Origin of the sequence: Tateyamaria sp. ANG-S1, assembly GCF_000814025.1 — a bacterium.
In the GTDB taxonomy this organism is placed as follows: domain Bacteria; phylum Pseudomonadota; class Alphaproteobacteria; order Rhodobacterales; family Rhodobacteraceae; genus Tateyamaria.
In genome coordinates this window covers 46,937-67,872 of sequence record NZ_JWLL01000009.1, presented here as the reverse complement: position 1 = coordinate 67,872, position 20,936 = coordinate 46,937, and the positions used below count along the sequence as shown (strand labels likewise).

Below are 20,936 nucleotides of genomic sequence, written 5' to 3'. Positions count from 1 at the left end.
GCATGTCTCCTATTCTGCGGCGACGGCTGGAGTGGGGGCAGGCAACAGCAGGCCCTGAAGTTCGGGTTTGCAGGCGCCGCAATTGGTGCCCGCGCCGGTGCAGTCGCCAAGCGCTTCGACAGTGGCCGCACCATCCGCGATGGCACGTTTCAGATCGTTCAGCCCGACGCTCATACACGCGCAGACGGTGGGACCCGGGTCTGCCTGCGCGCCCGCCGCACGCCCGGCGAGAGCCGCGCCAGCAGGGCTGTCCTGCCCAATGGCTGCAATGGCATGAGACCGCGAGAGTTGCACAGGCTCGGGCGACAGGAACAAAAGGGCGCTCAGGCGGCCATCAAGGTGGTGCGCAAGACGTTGCGTGCCCGTCGCTGCATCCGAGGCGATGCTGATACTGCCGGTGGGTGTACCGACCAGCCGCGCCAGCAAGGCTTCCGCATCTGCGGGGGCCGAGGCCCCGGCCAGTTCCGCCTGCCAACCGGTATCCGTGCGCGCGATCGCGCAATAGTCGCCCAAGGGCGTGACCGCCTGTGCCGAGGCCAGAAATCCGTACCACCGCGCTTCGAAACGGCTGGCCGTCACCCGCCCGAACTTGAGCGCCGGTTGTCCGGACACCGGGTCAGTTCCGGCCTGTACGACTGCGTTTACGGTTCCGTTTGCTGCGCGTTGCCGTGTCCAGTGCATGGGCGCAAAGAGCGCGCCACGCGCAACCCGGTCCGTGGGCAGACTGCGCAGGATCGCGCTGTTCTGCCCGTCGCTCAGCACGCACAGCTCAGCCGTGCCAAGGCCAAGCTCGGCAGCGTCGTTCGGGTGAATTTCCACATAAGGCTCCGCCAGATGGGTCCCGAGGCGCGGCGCCTTACCCGTGCGCGTCATCGTGTGCCACTGGTCCCGGTTGCGACCTGTGTTGAGGTGGAACTGGCCCGATGGAAGGGCCGTCGGCGCACTCAACGGCAGCATGCGTGCCTTGCCATCCGGATGATAGAACCCACCGTCGGCAAAAAAGCGGGTCTGCCCCTTGCCCTCAGCCGGAACCGGCCATTGCACGGGTGCCATCGCGTCATATTCCGCGTCACTCAGCGTCGCCAACCCGCTGATGTCAAAGTCCCGCTTAAAGGGACGCATGGCGGCAGACAGGGCGGCGTGCTCCCGAAACACATCCGCCGGGCTGGTGTAGTCAAAGGCATCCGCCCATCCCATGACCGCCGCCACATCGCTGATGATCTTCCAATCGGGCCGCGCCTGCCCCGGCACCGGCAGAAACGCCCGCTGCCGCGAAATGCGCCGCTCGGAGTTCGTCACGGTCCCGCTCTTCTCGCCCCAACCCGCCGCAGGCAGCAGCACATCGGCCAGATCGCCGGTGTCCGTCCGCACCATGATGTCCGACACCACGGTAAAGGGCACGTTGGCAATCGCATCCGCCACACCCTGCGCATCGGGCAGGCTCACCGCAGGGTTGGTTGACATCACCCAAAGCGCCTTGATCTTGCCCTCTGCGCAGGCCTTGAACAGATCGACCGCTTTCAGCCCGGGGGCTTCACAGATCGTCGGGCTGTTCCAGAACGCCTGCACCGCCGCCCGGTGATCCGCATTCTCGATATCCAGATGGCTCGCCAGCATATTGGCCAAACCACCCACCTCGCGCCCGCCCATCGCATTGGGCTGACCGGTCACCGAAAACGGCCCCATACCAGCGCGACCAATGCGGCCTGTCGCCAGATGGCAATTGACAATCGCGTTCACCTTGTCGGTCCCGCTGGACGACTGGTTCACACCCTGTGAATAGACGGTGACAACCTTCTCGGTCCCGGCCCACATGGAATAGAAAATCGCCAGCTCATCTGCTGACAAACCGCTCTCTGCCGCTTCGGTCGCATAGGCGGCAGCCAAGGCAGGCTCAAACCCGTTCACATGTGCATCGACATACGCGCGGTTCACCCGGCCCGTCGTCGCCAGATGCGCCAGCAGCCCATTGAACAGCGCCACATCGCCATCGGGTGCAATGCTAAGATGCAAATCGGCAAGCTGAGAGGTCGCAGTCCGACGCGGATCGATGTTCACGATCCGCATCTCCGGCCGCGCCTCCTTGGCAGCGGCAATGCGCTGGTGCAGGACAGGATGGCACCAGGCCAGGTTCGACCCGACCAGCACGATCAGATCAGCTTCTTCCAAATCCTCATAGGTTCCCGGCACCGTATCGGTGCCAAAAGCGCGCTTGTGCCCCGCAACGGACGACGCCATGCAAAGCCTTGAATTCGTGTCGATATTCGCCGCGCCGATAAATCCCTTCATCAGCTTGTTGGCGACGTAGTAGTCCTCGGTCAGCAACTGACCTGAGCCGTAAAACGCCACGGACTCTGGACCATAATCGCGAATGGCCTCGGAAAACTTCCGCGCGACAAGCGCGGTCGCCTCGTCCCAGCCAACCTCGATCCCGCCCACAGTCGGGGCCAGCAAACGACCCTCCAGATCAATGGTCTCGCCCAGGGCAGAGCCCTTCGAACACAACCGCCCGAAATTGGCCGGATGCTGCGCGTCGCCCTTGATGGTCCCATCGGGCGACGCGATCACACCGCAGCCTACGCCGCAGTATGGGCAGGTCGTGCACGTGCTCATGCGGCAGACCGCGCCTGTAGGAACGTAGTATCCAGCAGGATGCGCCCGCCTTCAACCCGCGCCGGATAGGTCGCGACCTGACCCTCATCGTTGCCCTGCACCAGACCGGTCTTAAGCGAGATCACCCAATTGTGCAGCGGGCACGTCACGGCAGACCCGTGTACGATCCCCTCGGCCAGTGGCCCCTTCTTGTGCGGGCAGGAGTTCTCCAACGCGAACACCTCATCCGCCGCCGTCCGAAATACGGCCACACACCCGGCCCGCGTCTTCACCACGCGCGCGCCGCGCTGGGGAATGTCGTCGAGGGCTGCAATATCAATCCAATCGGTCATTCCGCAGCCTCCAGGGTCAGGTTCGCAACAGGCCGGTAGATCGCGGCCTTCTTCTGGGCGTGCTCGGCCCATGGGTCTTTCTGGTAAACGGTCTGGGACAGATCAAAGCGGGCCGCCAACGCATCACGCTCTGCTGGGTCGGCAATGCGCTCGCGTATCCAATCCAGCCCCACCTTGTTCATCCACTTGTAGATGCGGTCGAGATATTTGGCATTCTCACGATAAAGCTGCGTCATCGCCTTGATGACGATAATCGTCTCTTCTTCGGTCTCGACATCAATCAGGCGCTCAACCTCTTTGACATCCATGCCCGCCGCACCTCCGATGCCCACTTGAAAGCCGCTGTCGACGCAGATCACACCAATGTCCTTGCACGTTGCCTCCGCACAGTTGCGCGGGCAGCCCGACACACCCAGCTTCAGCTTGTGCGGTGTCCACGACCCCCACAGCGCCTTTTCCAGCTTGATACCCAGACCTGTGGAATCCTGCGTCCCAAACCGGCAGTGATCGGTGCCCACACAGGTCTTCACCGTGCGCAGCCCTTTGGAATAGGCGTGGCCCGAGACCATCCCGGCCTCGTTCAGATCGGCCCAGATGGCGGGTAGGTCCTCGCCCTTCACGCCCAGCAAGTCGATGCGCTGCCCACCGGTCACTTTGACCGTCGGCACATCGTACTTATCCGCCGCATCGGCAATCGCGCGCAGCTCATCCGGCGTGGTGATCCCACCCCACATGCGCGGCACGACGCTGAATGTCCCATCTTTCTGAATGTTCGCGTGCTTGCGCTCGTTGATAAAGCGCGATTGCGGGTCGTCCAGATATTCCAGCGGCCAGTCGGCAATCAGGTAATAGTTAAGGGCAGGGCGGCACACGTGGCAGCCATCCCGCGTCTTCCAGCCACATTCCTGCCAGACGGCATCCATGGACTTGAGTTCCTGAGACTTGATCATCCGCCGCACGTCTTCGTGCGTCAGATCGGTGCAGCCACAGATCGACTGCGCCGCTGGCATGACGAAATCGTCGCCCAGCGTGACGGCCAGAACCTGCTCCACCAGCCCCGTACACGTCCCGCAAGACGCCGACGCCTTGGTCACGGCTTTCACGGCTGTCAGGTCGGTCGCGCCACCCTCGATGGCGTCCACGATGGTGCCTTTGCAAATGCCGTTGCAACCACAGATTTCCGCATCACGCGGTAAGGCTGCAACGGCTGCTAAAGGGTCCACGGGGGCACCCCCTTGGTACGCAGGCCCAAAGATCACCGTATCGCGCATCTCTGCGATGTCGGTCTTGTCGCGGATCAGGCCAAAGAACCAGTTGCTGTCTGCGGTGTCGCCATACATGACGGTCCCGACAACAACGTTGTCCTCAATCACCAGCCGCCGGTATACGCCGCGCCCCGGATCACGGAACACGATGTCCTCGCGCCCCTCTGCATCGGCAAAGTCACCGGCAGAGAACAAGTCACAGCCCGTCACCTTCAGCTTGGTGCTCAGTTCTTTCTGAACAAATGTCGCGTCCTCGCCCATGATCGTCTGAGCCGCGACTTTCGCCTGATCGTAAAGCGGCGCAACAAGGCCAAAGATCGCCCCGTTGTGTTCGACGCATTCACCCACGGCGAGGATGTGTTCATCCGAGGTCAGCATCTGGTCATCCACATGGATGCCCTTGCCCACAGCGAGGCCTGCGTCCTGCGCGAGCGCCACGTTGGGTCGGATACCTACCGCCATGACCAATAGGTCACAGGGCAACTCCGTACCGTCGTCCAACAGCAGCGCCTTGACCTTGCCGTCTTCGCCCAGAATTTCCTTGGAGTTCGCCTGGCACAGCACCGTAATGCCTTTGTCCACCAGCGCCTTACGCAGCAGGTAGCCCGCTGCCTCGTCCAGCTGCCGCTCCATCAGGTGGCCCATGATGTGCACAACGGTCACGTCCACACCCCGCGCCGCCATACCGGCGGCGGCCTCAAGCCCCAGAAGGCCGCCGCCAATGACCACGACCTTGTTTTGCGGCCCCATCGACATCATCAACTCGGTGTCTTCAAGGTCGCGATAGGCAATCACCCCGTTCAGGTCGTGGCCGGGTAGGGGAATGATGAAAGGGTTCGAGCCCGTGCCGAAGATCAGCTTGTCATAGGGCAGAACATCGCCGTTTTCCGCAGTGACCGTCTTCGCCGCTCGGTCCACCGATGCGACCCGCTCGCCAAAGCGGCAGGTCACACCGTTAGCCTCATACCAATCGGCATCGTGGGTCACGATCTCTTCGTAGGTCTTGTCGCCCGCCAGCACGGGCGACAGCATGATCCGGTTGTAGTTCCCGCGCGGCTCGGCGTTGAACAGCGTGACGTTCACGTCCGCGCCTGCGTCAAACAGGTGCTCCAGCGCACGGCCCGAGGCCATGCCGGCACCAATGACGATGATATTCTGTGTCATCTCTTTCACTCCGCTGCCATCGCTTTAGGCTTTGGTTTGGGCTTTGCGCCGTGCTCATATTCCTCAAGGAAATCGAGCACGTCCTGCCGGTAGTTGTAGTAGTCTGGATGCTCCAGCAGCGCCTTGCGCGTCCGGGGCCGGGGCAGGTCCACATCCACGATCTTCCCAATCGTCGCCTGCGGCCCGTTGGTCATCATCACGACGCGGTCGGCCAGCAAAATCGCCTCGTCCACGTCATGCGTCACACAGATGGCGGTCACCTTGGTGCGCGACCAAACCTCCATCAGTACTTCCTGCAACTCCCACCGCGTGAGCGAGTCCAGCATTCCAAAGGGCTCATCCAGCAGCAGCAGCTTCGGCGACAGGGCAAAGGCCCGCGCAATGCCAACCCGCTGTTTCATGCCGTTCGACAGATCAGCAGCCTGCTTGTCCATCGCGTCGGCCAGCCCCACACGTTCGAGGTAGTACTCGACTACATCCTGCCGTTCTTCACGCGACGCACGCGGGTACACCTTGTCCACCCCGATCGCCACATTCTCCTTGGCACTCAGCCATGGGAACAGGTTGGGGGACTGGAACACGACCGCCCGCTCAGGATCCGCGCCTTCCACATGCCGACCATCCAGCTTGATGGCCCCCTTCGAAATCTCGTTCAAACCAGCCGCCATCGTCAAAACAGTCGACTTGCCGCAGCCCGAGTGCCCAATCAGCGAGATGAACTCGCCCTTGTTGATCTTCAGATCGAAATCCTCGACCACCGTCAGAGGCCCCTTCGGCGTCGGATACACCTTGTGCAGCTGCGAGAAATCCAGGAACCGGTTCTCGATCATCCCCTTCTGGGCATCGGCCACAGCCGACGGCACACCATGGATGGGCGTCACGTCTGGCAAGGATTTCGTGCCCTCGACCTTCGCCTCAATCCCCACATCCATCAGATACTTCGTCACATCCGCCCGCAACCGCTTGAACTGATCGTTATGGTTCATCTCCATGCGATCACGCGGGCGGGGGATGGAAACAGAAAACTCGTTACCCAACGTGCCGTCCGGGTTCAGTGCTATGATGCGGTCGGCCAGAATAATCGCCTCGTCCACATCATTGGTAATCAACACACAGGTCTTTTTGTCGGCTTCCCAGATATGTTCGATCTCGTCGGCCAGATTGGCACGGGTCAGCGCGTCCAGCGCGGACAAAGGCTCATCCAGCAGCAGCACCTCCGGGTTCATCGCCAAAGCACGGGCCACATTCACACGCTGCCGCATCCCGCCGGACAACTCGGCAGGACGGCGCGTGGTCGCGTGACCCAAACCCACCATCTTCACATAGTGGTCCACCTTCTCGGCCCGCTCCGCCTTGGACAGACTGGGGAAAATGGTGTCCACAGCCAGACCCACATTCCCGTTCACCGTCAGCCAGGGCATCAGCGAATAGCTCTGAAAGATCACACCACGCTCCGGCCCCGGCCCGGTGATCGGCGCACCCTTGAACGTCACCTCACCGCTCGAAGGGGTATCCAGACCCGCCATCAGGTTGATCAGGGTTGTCTTACCGGTCCCCGAGAACCCGAGGAGGACCAGAAACTCCCCCTCTTTCACGGACAGAGAGATGTCTTTCAAAACCTCCGTCCGCTCGGTGCCTGCGTCGAAATACTTCGATACGTTTTTGAACTCGATCATGCTCATTGGGATCACCGGTTGTTCGTGAAGGTGAACATGGATTGGATGGCGTACATCAGACGGTCGAGTAGGAAGCCGATGATGCCGATGGTGAAGACAGCCACCATGATCTTGGCGAGGGACTGGCTCGACCCGTTCTGGAATTCATCCCAGACGAACTTGCCCAGACCGGGGTTCTGCGCCAGCATTTCGGCGGCGATCAGAACCATCCAGCCGACGCCAAGCGACAGACGCAGGCCAGTAAAGATCAGCGGCAGGGCCGAGGGCAGGACCAGCTTGGTGATCTTGGTCCAAGTGTTCATTTTTAGAACCTTCGATACGCTCACCAGATCCTTGTCGATGCTGGCCACACCGAGTGCGGTGTTGATCAGCGTGGGCCACAACGAACACAGGGTCACGGTGATGGCCGATGTAAGGAAGGATTTGGCAAAGAAACCGTCAGCAGCATAGGTAGCGGAGACAACCATCGTCACGATGGGCAGCCACGCCAGCGGTGACACGGGCTTGAAGATCTGGATCAGCGGGTTGATCGCCGCGTTCACCGTCGGGCTCAGACCGGCAGCGATGCCCAGCGGGATGGCGACGACCGACGCTATCAGGAAGCCAAAGAAGACTGTCTGGATCGAGGTCCAGATTTGATCGTAGTAAGTCGGCTTGCCGGTGTAGACGCGCTCTTTCACACGGTCGGCCTGACCATCTGCGATCAGCTTGGCATTGCGTTCGTCCTGACGAACATAGAACGCGGCCTCTTTCTCTTTCTCGCGCTGGGCGTCTTCGTTTAGCTTGCCGACCTGCTCCCAAACCTGCGCCGGTCCGGGGATTGCACCCAGCGATGTCTGCACGGTCGGAGCCAGTGATGCCCAAGCCACAAGGAACAATGCGATTGCCACCAGCGGAACACCCAACAGCCGCCAGATTTCCTTGGTCTGTGCCTTGGGGTTGTCCCCAGCTGCGGCCTTCAGAACCGGCGTCAGCCAGGCGAGGCCCAGAACCTGAAACCATTTGTCGGCGGCGTTGATGCGGGTGAATGTCCGCTGCTTGCGTTCTTCGCGCGCTGCGGCGTCCAGATCGGATGGGTCGATGGCGGTCATGTCAGGGCCTCCTCGGCGGGATCGGGCGGGGCTGTCAAAACCCCATATCTTGTGTCTGGCGGGCTATGCTGCACTGCGGCGGTGCATAGGGGGTGTACGGGGGGTGCACGCGGGGTGACACCGTGGTGTTGGGGGCTCTTGCGGCACAGCAGCGTGCCTAAATTCTGAGCAAACGCCCCACCGTTGGGGCCGGATTGCTGCGGAGCAGCGTAGGGTGGGCATCGCTGCCCACCCCTTCATGGCTTTCAACCTTCGACTGCATTGCCGACGACCTTCTGCTCACCTTTCAGACCGATGGGCAGGCTGTCGATGTAAGCGTTGGGCGCTTTGCCGTCGTAAGGGATGCCGTCGATGATGTCGGCGGCAGGCGTCGGTGCCTTGAACCCGTCGCTGTCCCAGGGGAAGTCAGCCTCATTGGCCAGACCTTCGTCCACCAGCAGGCGTGCGGCTTCCAGGTAAATCTCGGGCTTGTAGACCTTGGCAGCCATGTCGAAATACCACTGGTCAGGCTTCGCCTCGGAAATCTGACCCCAGCGGCGCATCTGGGTCAGGTACCAGATGGCGTCCGAATAGAATGGGTAGGTCGCATTGTAGCGGAAGAACACGTTGAAGTCGGGGGCTGGGCGGCGGTCGCCCTTCTCGAATTCAAAGAAACCGGTCATTGAGTTCGCGATCACGTCGTAATCCGCGCCCACATATTCCGAACGGCTCAGGATCTCGACCGCTTCCTCGCGGTTGGCGTTGTCGTTCTCGTCCAGCCAGATGGCCGCACGGATCAGCGCCTTGGTGATGGCCTTCGTGGTGTTGGGATATTCTTCGGCGAACTCGTTGGTGATGCCGAAGACTTTTTCGGGGTTGTTCTTCCACATGTCGTAGTCGGTTATGACCGGCACGCCGATGCCTTTGAACACGGCCTGCTGGTTCCACGGCTCACCCACGGCGTAGCCATATATTGTGCCAGCTTCCATTGTGGCGGGCATCTGTGGGGGTGGGGTCACGCTCAGCAGCACGTCCGCACCGATCTGGCCGGTGATGTTGTCGGGGCTGTAATAGCCGGGCTCCAGACCACCAGCAGCCAGCCAGTAGCGGATTTCGTAGTTGTGAGTGGAGACGGGGAACACCATGCCCATGTTGAAGGGCAGACCTTGATCTTTGTAGTCTTCAACGACTGGCGCGAGGGCCTCGGCGCTGATCGGGTGCTGCGGACGACCATCGTCCATAAGCGGCACATGCGGCTTCATCTGCTCCCAGATTTCGTTGGAAACCGTGATACCGTTGCCGTTCAGGTCCATCGAAAAGGGTGTGATGATGTGCGCCTCGGTGCCGTACCCAATCGTGGCGGCGAGAGGCTGGCCTGCCAGCATGTGTGCGCCGTCAAGCTGGCCGTCAATCACGCCGTCCAGCAGAACTTTCCAGTTCGCTTGCGCTTCCAGCGTCACGAACAGGCCCTCATCTTCGAAGTAGCCGTTTTCATATGCAATGGCCAAGGGCGCCATGTCGGTCAGCTTGATGAAGCCAAACTTCAGCTCATCCTTTTCCAGATCCAGCAGCTCGGCATGTGCTGCCGTGCCAAGCAGGGCAGCCATGGCACCTGCAAATGTAAAGAGACGGGTCATCCTGTCGGTCCTTTTTTTAACAAAAAAGCTGCCCGTTCTACGGAGCGCATGGGAGGAGGTATGCGCAGGCAGAACGAGCAGCTTTGCTCTTGATAGAGCCCCCATCGTGGAGGCAGAGGGAAGCGTCTTTGCTTCGTTGATTTCAGGGTAGCGACTCATCGGGCCGCTCGCCAATTGGATTTTGGTCGTAAGCAAGAGATTTCCGCTGCGATGCAGCAACTGCCCAAAAACTAATCACTCAGACGGGGCAAAATCGAAAGTTTCGCCATCAAAAAAAGCATCCGGCCCCAGAATCATCTCCCCCCGTGTCGACGCGACGGCCATGGGGTGGGTCAGGGCGCCTTCGATTTTGGCGGAGGCGCCGGGCATGTCGACACCTATTGGTCCCAGATGCTCCCGGTAGCAATCGGGGCGCATGGCGCGCTGGGCCATGGCGATGGCGTGGTCACGGTTGATCCCGGCAAGCCGCGCAATCTCGGCACCGATCCAAGCGGCCTGGCTGCGCCACGGGAAGTTTGCGGCCCGGTCGTGGAAGCGCAGGAAACCGGGCACATCTACGGGTGCCGCGCCGAACTGGGTGGCAAAGCGGCCCATGAGGGCGTGATCCAATGCGGCATGGGGCAGATCAAGATGCGCGCTGCGGGCGAGGATCTCGATTGCAAGGGGACGGTTCTTGGGGGTGTCGAGCCATGCGGACGCCCGTGCGACCGCGCGCATCAACGCGCCGACGACAACCGGGTTCTCCTCGACCCAGGCATGACGAGCCGCCAGAACCTTCTCCGGGGCGTGCGCCCAGATCGCGGCACCGGGCAGGATCAACTCGCCCACGTTGTTGCCGACAGCCACCGAACCCCAGGGCTCGCCCACGCAGAACACATCGATTTCGTCCGAGGCGACGGCCTCCGCCATCAATGGCGGCGGCGTGGTGATGATGTGCATATTGGACAGGTCCATCAGACCTGTGTGGCCGATCCAGTATTCAAACAGCAGCCGATGCATGGAATAGGGAAACGGCACCCCGACGCGCAGCGGTCGGTCGAGCGCGGACAGCATTGGCCCAGCGGTGTCTTGCGGAGACGCGAAGCCACCCGGCCACCCTTTTTTCCGCATAGCCTCTGCCATCGCGTTCGACACACCGATGACGGTTCCATTCACCGACAGCACCATCAGCGCATCAATTCGGGCCATCGGCCCGCTCAGGCCAAGCGACATCGCGATGGGCATGGGAGCCAGCATATGGGCTGCATCCAGATGCCCCAGCGCGAGCAGGTCCCGCAGCGCAGCCCACGACGGCTGGCGCAGCAGGTTCAGCGACAGGCCCTCGTCCGCGGCGAAGTTCAATTCTTGCGCCACGATTAGGGGCGCACTGTCGACCAGAGGCACGTAGCCGCAATTCAGACGCGCGGTACTCATGTCAGCAAATCCGATGCGGTCAACAAGGCTTGCGCCACTTCGATCACCTTGCGGTTCTGGGACATGGCCGTCTTGCGCAAGAGGGCATAGGCTTCTTCCTCCCCCACGCCTCGGGCCTGCATAATCATGCCTTTGGCGCGGTCAACGGTCTTGCGATCTGCCAACGCTTGCTTGGCTGCCTCAAGCTCATTGCGCATCTGGCTCATCATCTGGAAGCGGGCGATGGCCGTTTGCAGGACGGGTTTGATGCGGTCCGGCTGCAATTCTCCGACGACATAGGCCGACAGGCCCGCGGCCACGGCGGCCTGTGTCATCTCGTCATCGGAGCGATCCACAAACATGGCAACGGGACGGCTTTGGGCTTCGGAGGCGACGCTGACCTGTTCCAGTGCATCGCGGCTGGGATTGGCCAGGTCAATCAGCACGAGGTCGGGATCAAGGGCGGCCAGCTTTCGGGCCAAGCCACTCACGTCGCCCAAAACGACCACGTCGTTCCAGCCACCTTCCATCAGCGCATCAATGATGTCGCGTGCACGATCAGGATCGGGTTCGATCACAGCAATTTTCATATCTTCAGTCACGCATCATGTCGTGCGCGACGGCGGCATGGCGTTCCATCCGGGATATGCAGGCTGCACGATCATGTCGCATTATGTTTGGTTGGCGTCCTAATGGTTGGGCGTTGCGCACAAAATTTAAGCATCTGAAGAATAAAGCGCTGGCGCGCCAGGGATATCCGCCGCACAATTGGCGCAGATATGGACTGAAAACCGAGGGCACTGGTGGCACAGGCACCGCAATACACCCACTATGATGTCGTGATCGTCGGCGGCGCTATCATGGGGGCTTCGACGGCTTGGTTTCTGACCGATAACCCGGATTTCGATGGCCGGGTGCTCGTTGTGGAACGCGACCCGACCTATGCCCAATGCTCAACCGCGCACACAAATAGTTGCATGCGCCAGCAGTTCTCGACCGAGCTCAACGTGCGGATCAGCCAGTTTGCCGCTGATTTCGTCAAGAACATCAGGACGTACATGGGTGGTGACGACCGAGTGCCCGAACTTGGGATCCGCAGCTTTGGTTACATGTATTTGGCGGATACCGATGCCTTTGCAGATACCCTGCGCCGGAACATCGAAGTGCAACATGCCGCCGGTGCCTCGACGCAACTGATGACTCCGGATGAGATCAAGGCAGCCTATCCGTTCTACAACGTGGATGACATCGTGCTGGGGTCCATCAACACGGTGGACGAAGGCTATTGGGATGGGGCTGCTGTCTTTGACTGGTGGCGCAGGCAATCTCGCGAGCGCGGGGTCGAGTATATCGACAATGAAGTGGTCGCGATGACCCGCAATGCGGCTGGCACGCATATCGACAGCGTGACCCTTGCCAGCGGAGAGGTCGTTGCCTGCGGTCAGGTCGTCAACGCATCGGGGCCGCGCGCGGCGCGTACGGCGCAGATGGCGGGCATCGGCGTGCCGGTCGAGCCGCGCAAACGCTATTCGTGGGTGTTCAAGGCCGAACAGCCGCTGGATCGCGATCTTCCGCTGACGATTGACCCTTCCGGCGTGCATGTTCGGGAAAATGGCGGTGGCACCTATCAGGCGGGCGGACATGCCGATGTCGATCCGGCAGTTGGTTACGACGATTTTGCCATGGACCATGCGATATGGGAAAACCACGTCTGGCCCATTCTCGCGACGCGCATACCGCAGTTCGAAGCGATCAAGGTCACCAGTGAGTGGGCGGGGCACTACGCCATGAATACCTTTGACCACAATGCGATCACAGGACCGCATCCCGAGATCGGGAATTTCGTTTTTCTTAATGGATTTTCCGGTCATGGGCTCCAGCAGTCTCCCGCCATGGGCCGGGGGACCGCCGAGTGGCTGACATATGGCGCATATCGCAGCCTGGATCTGACACCCTTCCATTATGATCGGCTGGTCGCTGATCGACCCATCATCGAAAAAGCAGTGATCTAGAGGACCAATAATGAAGAAACTCGTTCTCACAGGGGCCGCAGGCCGCCTCGGCTCCTACTTGCGCGTGCCATTGTCAAAGATGTGCGAGACACTGGTCTCAACCGATATTGCGGACGGTCTGGGTAAACTATTGCCAAACGAAACCTACGTGCAGGCCGATCTTGCCGATTTCGCAGCGATGGAGGCGGTGGTTAAAGGCGCCGACATGGTTGTCCATTTCGGGGCTATTGTGGATGAAGCGCCGTTCGAGACGCTGCTAGGCCCCAATTTAATCGGCTCCTACAACATCTGGGAATCCGCCCGTCGGCACGGGGTCCGGCGCGTCGTCTATGCGTCATCCATCCACGCCGTTGGTATGCACCCCAAGACAGAAGCCATCGGCATCAACGCAGCCCACCGCCCCGATGGTTTCTATGGCCTCGCCAAGTGCTTTACCGAAGACCTCGCTCGCATGTACTGGGACAAGGAGGGGATCGAGGCCGTGTGCCTGCGCATCCTGTCCTGCGCCAATGTCACCAATCCGCGCGCCGTGGGCTCGTGGCTGAGTTACGACGACATGATCCATCTGGTCGAGCGGGCCATCGACACACCGATTGCAGGGTTTTCCATCATCTACGGCGTGTCTGACAACGACCGCGCACCGGTCGATAATTCAGGAGCGCGCCATCTAGGCTATCGGCCACAAGACAATGCGGAACAGTTTGCAGAGGAAATCTATGCCAAGGCGGGCGTTCTGGACCCGCAGGACCCGGCCAACATGTGCCATGGCGGTCCCTTCGCCAGCACGCCGATGGGCCAAAGCGCGATGATGGCTTTGAACCTGGATACAGACGACAAGGGCAAGGACTGAGCGTTGCGCATAGACAATCTTCAGTACTGCAACTGGTCGGAAAAGATCTTTCGCCAGATGCGCGAGGGGCGCGTGGATGCCGTTCATGTCACCATCGCTTACCACGAGAATTTCCGCGAAACGGTTCTGAATTTCGAGGCGTGGAACCGGTGGTTCGAACAGTATCCCGACCTGATCACCAAGGGGCTCTGGGCGAGCGACATTGACCGGGCCAAGGGCAAGGGTAAGACGGCCATATTCTTCGGCTTCCAGAACCCCAGCCCCATTGAGGACGACATTGGCCTCGTCGAAAACGTGCACGCGCTGGGCGCACGCTTCATGCAGCTCACCTACAACAACCAATCCTTGCTCGCGACCGGCTGCTACGAAGACAATGACACCGGCATCACGCGCATGGGCCGTCAGGTGATCAAGGAGATGAACCGCGTTGGCCTGGTGGTGGACATGAGCCATTCGGCGGATCGTTCGACAATCGAAGCGGCGGATATCTCGGAACGGCCCATTGCGATGACGCACGCCAATCCGCATGACTGGCACCCCGCGCTGCGCAACAAGCGTGATGATGTGATCCGGGCGGTGACGTCAAACGGTGGGATGCTGGGCTTTTCGCTGTATCCTCACCACCTCAAAGACGGGTCGAACTGCACGTTGCAATCGTTCTGTGACGCGGTTGCGCGGACGGCAGAGAAATACGGCACCGACAGGATCGGCATCGGGTCGGACCTGTGCCAGGACCAACCGGACAGCGTGGTCGAGTGGATGCGCATAGGCCGCTGGTCGAAGGAGATCGACTATGGCGAAGGCTCCGCGGCCAACCCCGGATTCCCGCCACAGCCCGTGTGGTTCCGCGACAACCGATACTTTGGCAACATCGAGACCGGGTTGCGCGCCACCGGCATGTCGGAGGATGAAGTCGCGGGCATCATGGGCGGCAACTGGTATCGCTTTTACGCCGAAAACTTCGAACCCGCGTCGTAAACAAGCCGGACAGTTTTCGCCGGTGCTTTTCCACTGCCACCGGTACGGCAGGGAGAGCAGCCATGAAAATCGGTTTTATCGGTCTTGGAAATGTAGGCGGAAAGCTGTCGGGTAGCTTGATCCGCAACGGCCACGATGTGTGCGTGCACGATCTGAATGCCGACTTGGTCGCCGCCAAAGTGGCTGACGGTGCCCACGATGGACAAAGCCCGGCAGCGATGATGCAAAACTGCGACGCGGTGATCACCTGCCTGCCCAGCCCGGCAGCATCGGCGGCCGTTATGGACCAGATGCTGCCTCATGTCGGCCCCGGCAAGATCTGGATGGAGATGTCCACGACCGATGAGGCAGAGGTCAAACGCATCGGCGCGCAGGTCATTGAGGCGGGCGGTGCGGCGGTCGATTGCCCGGTCTCGGGCGGCTGCCACCGGGCGGACACGGGCAATATAAGCATCTTCGCCGGCTGTGATCGCCCCACATTCGAACGCATCCTGCCGCTGCTGACAACAATGGGGCGGCGGGTTCTGCATACCGGCGATCTGGGCAGCGCATCTGTGCTCAAGGTGCTGACAAACTACCTCGCCACAGCCAACCTTGTGAGCTGCGCTGAGGCGCTGACCGTGGCCAAGGGTGCTGGCATGGACCTTGGCGTGGCCTATGAGGCAATGGCGATCAGCTCTGGAACGTCGTTCGTGCACGAAACCGAAAGCCAGGTGATCCTGAACGGCTCGCGCGATATTTCGTTCACCATGGATCTTGTGGCCAAGGACATCGGCCTGTTTCAGGATGTGGCCGACCGGGCAGGTGTGCCGCTGGATTTGAACCCGCTCCTGATCCAGCTTTTTGACGACGCAATCGACCGCTTTGGCCCGCGTGAGCTGTCCCCCAACATCATCAAGCGGCTGGAAGAGGCGACCGGGCTGGACGTCACTGCACCCGGTTTTCCGGCAGAAGTGGCCGATGATGAACCCGAAGAACCGGGGGCCGAGGTTATCGTGCGGCGCTGATCAACCTTGCCCGCCTGCCGCGCGCAAGCTAAGGGCGGGCCATGCAAGGTCTGGATTTCAAAGAGGGCGAGGTCATCGCCACGATCAATGCGTCGCCGGGGCGTCGTATTCTGGGGGTGGGGTCACTGTGCATCCTGTCACTGATGGTGATCTATGTGGGCATCGTGCGCCCGCCTGAGATCGGCTGGCAGATTTTCCTGCTTGCGCTGGGCGGCGGCTCGCTCTGGATCGCCGAGAAAATGCGCCGCGCCACGGCACTGACACTTGAGTTGACACCAGAAGAGCTGCGCGACAGTTCCGGTCAGGTGGTTGCGCGCACCGCAGATATTGCATCGCTTGATCGCGGCATGTTCGCCTTCAAGCCGTCGAACGGCTTTCTGTTGCGCCTGAACGCGTCTGATCAGCGGGCCTGGAGGCCCGGGCTTTGGTGGCGTTTGGGCAATCGCGTCGGTGTCGGTGGCATGACACCCGGTCATCAGGCAAAATTCATGGCCGAGATCCTCTCGGCCATGATTGCAGAACGGTCATCTGATCCGTCTTAGTCGTTCGACCACAGCACACGGGGTGCATAGCGCGGCCGTGTGAAGACGAAGTTTGTGATCTCGCGGTCCTGTAGCCCGGTGTCAAACGGCGGCTCATACCTGGAGAAGGTTTCGACGACCATCACGCGCTCGTTGTGTGGCATGACCGGAAGCACCTGACGCAGGTCTGCCACCTGGTTGTTGGACAGCGCAGGCTGCCACCCGCGCGCCCGGGACCAGTCACGTTTGTAAACGTCATTGTTGGCATCGTATTTCACGCTGGTCACACGAACAGCCACGTCGCTCTTGGCGTTGTTTGTGAGATAGGCAAGGATCTCCCGCGTGCCGTTCAGGTAGCTGCTGTCCAACGGCGTCGTCTCACGCGAGATGATGTCACCAATGGTATAGGCCGCTTTCTGGTTGATGGAATGCTGGCGATACGAGTCAAAGATCGCGAACATCGACAGGTAAGCCCAGAATAGGACCGGGACTATGATCGCTGTCTCAACGGCGATACTGCCCTGATCGTCGTCGCGGAAGGCCCGCAGGGTGTTGATAAGGCGTTTCATCAGCTTGGCTCCTGCACAAATCCGGACATAGCGGTCATTTTGACCCGGCCCGCGCCATCCTTGGAGAACGATCCCCCCAGCCCGGTCATCGGGAAGACGGGGTTGAACGAGTAGCAGGCCCGCAGCATCATCAACTCATGTTCGCTGCCGTGCACAAAGGTGGTCGAAGGCGTGACCGGCAGTGACACGTCGGCACAGTCGATCGCATTCGGGAAGCCCGAGAAGGAGCGCGCCGACACCGGCATCATCTCAAGCTTGAGCGCATTGTCGCAGTCCTCAAGAAAACCCGAGTACTCACAAACCATCTGTTTGATATCGCTGTGCGAATAGTTGGCACCGGTGTTCAGGCGCACGTTGCGCACTGCCATATCGAGCCCGCGGTCAAGGAAGCCCTGGCGGACCTGGTAGACGCCAAGTTCCACGGACGTCATGAACAGGCCGAACATCAAGGGAATGGCAAGGGCGAATTCCACCACCATATGGCCATCTTCCTCGCGCCGGAACCGGCGTAGAAATGATTTGGGATTGAAGGTCATTGGGTCAGCCTCAGTTGGTTGATTTGCTTTGCAATTGCCTCGAAGGCTTCGGTAATCTCGACGCCTTCCACCCGGAAGAAATGGCTCGGCGAGGAGGCACAGTTTTCCATCACGCCGGCAGAGTAGTCAGTCACTTCGAACCCAACGGACCACACCACGATCCCCTCGGCCTTGGCTGCATCACAGATGTCTTCCAACATCGCGTCACCCTGGGCAGAGGTGTATTTGGTGTAGCGCCAGTTGCTCCAGCTGCCCCGCACATAGTTGTTCAGGTACCAGTGCAGCGGATAGCGGTTCCAGTGCGCATAATGCGATGAGTTGGCGTAGTACCACGGTTGGATGCGCGTGGTGTCAACGTTCTGACCGTCCGTCATCAGCACAACGGTCTTCAACGTCTCGGTGTCCGAATACGGCGCAGGGCGGTTGGCAAAGGCGTCATCCACAACGTCGGTGCCGGGCAATGCCAGATCCTGCGTGATCGGACGGAATGTCGGGTCAAGCAGTGCAACACCCCACTTCATGCCAAGGTGGATCGACGTGTTCGCGCGGGCGCGGTACTGATCAATCGTGTTCTTGAGAGCGGTGGCGTTCTGGCTGAACGGCACGATCTCTTCGTAGCTTCGTTTGGGGCAACCCGGGTTGCTAACGGGGTTAGAGTAGTCCCACCCTTCATCAAAGTGCTGCATGTGCTCGTACTCTCTGTCGAGGTCGAGCCCGGTTTCAGAGAAATCAGGGATTTCGAAATCGATGCAGTAGGAATAGTTGTGCAGGTGGTTTGTCTCCATCCGCGAGAAGATGTCATACCCGGCATTCACCTGCGCGGTATAGGGGATCAACGACACCGAAATCAGGTCATCGTTCTCATCCCGAAGAACGGTGTCCACAAATGACTTCGCCGCGGTTTGCAGGTTCGCCATTTTGTTGTTCCGGCCCATGGAGCCGGAAATATCGAGCACCATGGAAATCTCAACATTGGAAACACGCTCTTCAGCTTGTGCCTTTGTCGGAACCGGCAGAGTTTCCACGCCCATCAGGCGCATGAACTGCGTGTTCGTCGTCATATTGGCCGTGGCAGTGACCGTCCTGAAGTTCAGTCCTTCGTCTACCGAGACGGAGCTAAGGTAGTCGCTCATTCCGGACTTGTCGAAGTAGTCGCGCACGACGTCTTCGGGCGACAATGGCTGATCAAGGTCTGCAGCGGCCAGCACGGCACGGTCTACAGTCGCTTGCATGCGCGTCCGCTCCATCTCGTTGCGCATCAGGTCAACCCCGATGCCGCCCACGAGGATCATCATCATAAACATCGCGACGGCGAAGATGGTCATAGCCCCCGACTCGTCCCGCGCAAATCCGGCAACGCTGTTTTTCAGCCCCGCCTTCGTTGTCAATTTCCGTGTCCAATTCATTGGCTTCGAGCACCTTGTTGTTTTGGTCATCTCAGGCCTGAACAGCCTTTTCGTCCAATGATCGGTGTGGCCCTCGAATGTGGCTGAATTCGGGCAGAAAGGGGAAAGCTGTGGGGAGATTTCGATTGCATTGTCGTCAATCCGGCAGCGTATGCTGCACTGTTTACAAATTGGTAAGAATTGCAGGTGTTCGCCGCCCTGTTTCCAAATCGCACAAAAAAGTCGCACCTATTAACGGAACCGTCATAGGCTGGGTTCACAGACTCGATCCATACTGAGTCGTGCCGGAAGAAGGAGATCCCGGATGAACCCCGAAAATGAACCCAGTTTCCGTGAAAGCGTTGACATCATGTTCAACCGGGCGGTGGCCCTCATGGATCTGCCGCCGGGGCTGGAGGAGAAGATACGGGTCTGCAACGCGACCTATACGGTCCGTTTTGGTGTGCGGCTGCGCGGGCAAATCCAGACTTTCACCGGTTATCGTTCCGTCCACTCCGAACACATGGAACCGGTCAAGGGCGGCATCCGCTTTGCGCTGGGCGTCAACCAGGACGAGGTCGAGGCGCTGGCCGCGCTGATGACCTACAAATGTGCGTTGGTCGAGGCGCCGTTTGGCGGGTCCAAGGGTGGGCTGCATGTCGACCCGCGCGAATATGACGAGCACGAGATGGAGTTGATCACACGGCGCTTTGCCTACGAGCTGATTAAGCGCGACATGATCAACCCTGCCCAGAACGTACCCGCCCCCGATATGGGAACGGGCGAGCGGGAGATGGCCTGGATCGCCGACCAGTACAAACGCATGAACACCACCGATATCAACAGTGTGGCATGCGTGACCGGCAAGCCGACCAACGCGGGCGGTATCCAGGGGCGTACGGAAGCGACAGGGCGCGGTGTCCAATATGCCCTGCGCGAGTTTTTCCGTGATGCCGAGGGCGTGAAAAAAGCCGGGATGTCCGGCACGCTCGACGGTAAAACTGTTGTGGTGCAGGGCCTGGGCAATGTGGGCTATCACGCCGCCAAATTCCTGAGCGAAGAGGACGGCTGCAAGATCGTCGGTATCATCGAACGCGATGGTGCGCTTGTTGATGATCGCGGTCTGGACATCGATGCCGTACGCAATTGGATCGCGCGACACGGCGGGGTATCGGGCTATGCCGACGGCACCTTTGTCGAAGATGGGGCCTCCGTTCTGGAAAAAGAGTGTGACATCCTCGTGCCCGCGGCACTCGAAGGCGTGATTAACCTGTCCAACGCCAAGAATGTGAAGGCTCCGCTGATCATCGAGGCTGCGAACGGCCCCGTCACGGCTGGCGCTGACGCGATCCTGCGCGAAAAGGGAACGGTGATCATTCCCGACATGTATGCCAATGCGGGTGGTGTGACCGTTTCGTACTTCGAATGGGTCAAGAACCTCAGCCACATCCGATTTGGCCGGATGCAGCGCCGTCAGGAAGAGGCGCGGCACCAGCTTGTCGTGGACGAACTTGAGCGTCTGAGTCGACATCTGGGCGACGCCTGGACCATCACGCCGGACTTCAAGGACAAGTACCTGCGCGGCGCGGACGAGTTGGAGCTGGTGCGCTCGGGCCTTGATGACACGATGCGCGCCGCTTACCAGTCGATGGCCGCGGTCTGGCATGGCCGGGATGATGTCGATGACCTGCGGACCGCCGCCTATCTGGTGGCCATCGGCAAGGTGGCGGACAGCTATCGGGCCAAGGGTCTCTGACCGCGGTAGGCTCGATCCTATCCATATCAGCGGCACCCGGTTCTTACGGGTGCCGCGTGTCCTTACGGTCGCGCCGCATAATCAGTCGCTGCCAGACCAGCCCGTGTCGAAAAGTGCCGCAGGCGGCCACACACCTCTTGCTACACCAAGTGGGATGATCATGGTGGAGCCTG

17 protein-coding genes are annotated in these 20,936 nt (G+C 60.4%); 6 read left to right on the top strand and 11 right to left on the bottom strand.

Annotated elements, in window-relative coordinates; genetic code table 11:
• Positions 1-9: 9 nt before the first annotated feature.
• The 8 genes from RA29_RS17405 to RA29_RS17370 all read right to left on the bottom strand — a co-directional run bounded on the left by RA29_RS17405 (position 10) and on the right by RA29_RS17370 (position 11,751).
• Complete coding sequence (locus RA29_RS17405; RefSeq protein ID WP_082029592.1) at positions 10-2,613, bottom strand: nitrate reductase; 2,604 nt, start codon at positions 2,611-2,613, stop codon at positions 10-12.
• Entirely contained in the window at positions 2,610-2,945 is a 336-nt protein-coding gene (gene nirD, locus RA29_RS17400; protein ID WP_039688369.1) for a nitrite reductase small subunit NirD, read from the bottom strand. The genes RA29_RS17405 and nirD overlap by 4 nt, the downstream gene beginning before the upstream one ends.
• Complete coding sequence (gene nirB, locus RA29_RS17395) at positions 2,942-5,374, bottom strand: nitrite reductase large subunit NirB (protein WP_039688367.1); 2,433 nt, start codon at positions 5,372-5,374, stop codon at positions 2,942-2,944. The genes nirD and nirB overlap by 4 nt, the downstream gene beginning before the upstream one ends.
• Before the next feature lie 5 nt (positions 5,375-5,379).
• On the bottom strand, positions 5,380-7,056 hold the full coding sequence (locus RA29_RS17390) for an ABC transporter ATP-binding protein (protein WP_039688365.1): 1,677 nt from the start codon (positions 7,054-7,056) through the stop codon (positions 5,380-5,382).
• Positions 7,057-7,061: 5 nt separating this feature from the next.
• On the bottom strand, positions 7,062-8,141 hold the full coding sequence (locus tag RA29_RS17385; RefSeq protein ID WP_039688363.1) for an ABC transporter permease: 1,080 nt from the start codon (positions 8,139-8,141) through the stop codon (positions 7,062-7,064).
• Between the two features lie 245 nt (positions 8,142-8,386).
• Positions 8,387-9,727, bottom strand: coding sequence for a CmpA/NrtA family ABC transporter substrate-binding protein (locus RA29_RS17380; protein ID WP_241462648.1), 1,341 nt, complete (start codon positions 9,725-9,727; stop codon positions 8,387-8,389).
• A 264-nt stretch (positions 9,728-9,991) separates the two neighbouring features.
• Positions 9,992-11,170 carry a CmpA/NrtA family ABC transporter substrate-binding protein gene (locus tag RA29_RS17375; RefSeq protein WP_039688359.1) on the bottom strand — a complete coding sequence of 393 codons (1,179 nt, stop codon included), beginning with the start codon at positions 11,168-11,170 and terminating at the stop codon, positions 9,992-9,994.
• Positions 11,167-11,751, bottom strand: a complete 585-nt coding sequence (locus RA29_RS17370) for an ANTAR domain-containing protein (protein WP_039688357.1) — start codon at positions 11,749-11,751, stop codon at positions 11,167-11,169. Before RA29_RS17370 ends, RA29_RS17375 begins: the two co-directional genes overlap by 4 nt.
• Positions 11,752-11,949: 198 nt before the next feature.
• Here RA29_RS17370 and RA29_RS17365 point away from each other — a divergent pair, with 198 nt between their 5' ends.
• The 5 genes from RA29_RS17365 (at position 11,950) to RA29_RS17345 (ending at position 16,538) form a co-directional block, all read left to right on the top strand.
• Entirely contained in the window at positions 11,950-13,161 is a 1,212-nt protein-coding gene (locus RA29_RS17365) for an FAD-binding oxidoreductase (protein ID WP_039688355.1), read from the top strand.
• 10 nt (positions 13,162-13,171) lie between these two features.
• The gene (locus RA29_RS17360; RefSeq protein ID WP_039688354.1) at positions 13,172-14,011 is read left to right on the top strand and encodes an NAD(P)-dependent oxidoreductase; all 840 of its coding nucleotides are present in this window, start codon (positions 13,172-13,174) and stop codon (positions 14,009-14,011) included.
• Positions 14,012-14,014: 3 nt separating this feature from the next.
• A complete protein-coding gene (locus tag RA29_RS17355; protein ID WP_039688352.1) occupies positions 14,015-14,989 on the top strand; it encodes a membrane dipeptidase in 975 nt (324 codons plus the stop codon).
• Positions 14,990-15,051: 62 nt separating this feature from the next.
• Complete coding sequence (locus RA29_RS17350; protein WP_039688350.1) at positions 15,052-15,996, top strand: NAD(P)-dependent oxidoreductase; 945 nt, start codon at positions 15,052-15,054, stop codon at positions 15,994-15,996.
• Positions 15,997-16,037: 41 nt separating this feature from the next.
• Entirely contained in the window at positions 16,038-16,538 is a 501-nt protein-coding gene (locus RA29_RS17345; protein ID WP_039688348.1) for a hypothetical protein, read from the top strand.
• Here the strand turns inward: RA29_RS17345 and RA29_RS17340 are convergent.
• The 3 genes from RA29_RS17340 to RA29_RS17330 are packed head-to-tail and all read right to left on the bottom strand — an operon-like array spanning position 16,535 to position 19,010.
• Positions 16,535-17,086 (bottom strand): TadE/TadG family type IV pilus assembly protein, encoded by a 552-nt coding sequence (locus RA29_RS17340; RefSeq protein WP_039688346.1) that lies wholly within the window; start codon positions 17,084-17,086, stop codon positions 16,535-16,537. The genes RA29_RS17345 and RA29_RS17340 overlap by 4 nt on opposite strands.
• Positions 17,086-17,565, bottom strand: a complete 480-nt coding sequence (locus RA29_RS17335; RefSeq protein ID WP_241462640.1) for a TadE family protein — start codon at positions 17,563-17,565, stop codon at positions 17,086-17,088. Before RA29_RS17335 ends, RA29_RS17340 begins: the two co-directional genes overlap by 1 nt.
• 53 nt (positions 17,566-17,618) lie before the next feature.
• Positions 17,619-19,010 carry a TadE/TadG family type IV pilus assembly protein gene (locus tag RA29_RS17330; protein ID WP_241462639.1) on the bottom strand — a complete coding sequence of 464 codons (1,392 nt, stop codon included), beginning with the start codon at positions 19,008-19,010 and terminating at the stop codon, positions 17,619-17,621.
• Positions 19,011-19,332: 322 nt separating this feature from the next.
• On the opposite strand from RA29_RS17330, the gene RA29_RS17325 reads away from it, so the two are divergent.
• The gene (locus RA29_RS17325; protein ID WP_039688341.1) at positions 19,333-20,763 is read left to right on the top strand and encodes a Glu/Leu/Phe/Val dehydrogenase; all 1,431 of its coding nucleotides are present in this window, start codon (positions 19,333-19,335) and stop codon (positions 20,761-20,763) included.
• Positions 20,764-20,936: the final 173 nt, after the last annotated feature.

Bases quoted from the DNA above. Each gene is read 5' to 3' on its own strand.
- RA29_RS17380 (WP_241462648.1), bottom strand. From the start codon at position 9,727: ATGGCTGCCCTGCTTGGCACGGCAGCACATGCCGAGCTGCTGGATCTG.
- RA29_RS17390 (WP_039688365.1), bottom strand. From the start codon at position 7,056: ATGAGCATGATCGAGTTCAAAAACGTATCGAAGTATTTCGACGCAGGC.
- RA29_RS17405 (WP_082029592.1), bottom strand. From the start codon at position 2,613: ATGAGCACGTGCACGACCTGCCCATACTGCGGCGTAGGCTGCGGTGTG.
- RA29_RS17345 (WP_039688348.1), top strand. From the start codon at position 16,038: ATGCAAGGTCTGGATTTCAAAGAGGGCGAGGTCATCGCCACGATCAAT.
- RA29_RS17375 (WP_039688359.1), bottom strand. From the start codon at position 11,170: ATGAGTACCGCGCGTCTGAATTGCGGCTACGTGCCTCTGGTCGACAGT.
- RA29_RS17360 (WP_039688354.1), top strand. From the start codon at position 13,172: ATGAAGAAACTCGTTCTCACAGGGGCCGCAGGCCGCCTCGGCTCCTAC.
- RA29_RS17325 (WP_039688341.1), top strand. From the start codon at position 19,333: ATGAACCCCGAAAATGAACCCAGTTTCCGTGAAAGCGTTGACATCATG.
- RA29_RS17340 (WP_039688346.1), bottom strand. From the start codon at position 17,086: ATGAAACGCCTTATCAACACCCTGCGGGCCTTCCGCGACGACGATCAG.
- RA29_RS17350 (WP_039688350.1), top strand. From the start codon at position 15,052: ATGAAAATCGGTTTTATCGGTCTTGGAAATGTAGGCGGAAAGCTGTCG.
- nirD (WP_039688369.1), bottom strand. From the start codon at position 2,945: ATGACCGATTGGATTGATATTGCAGCCCTCGACGACATTCCCCAGCGC.
- nirB (WP_039688367.1), bottom strand. From the start codon at position 5,374: ATGACACAGAATATCATCGTCATTGGTGCCGGCATGGCCTCGGGCCGT.
- RA29_RS17335 (WP_241462640.1), bottom strand. From the start codon at position 17,565: ATGGTGGTGGAATTCGCCCTTGCCATTCCCTTGATGTTCGGCCTGTTC.
- RA29_RS17385 (WP_039688363.1), bottom strand. From the start codon at position 8,141: ATGACCGCCATCGACCCATCCGATCTGGACGCCGCAGCGCGCGAAGAA.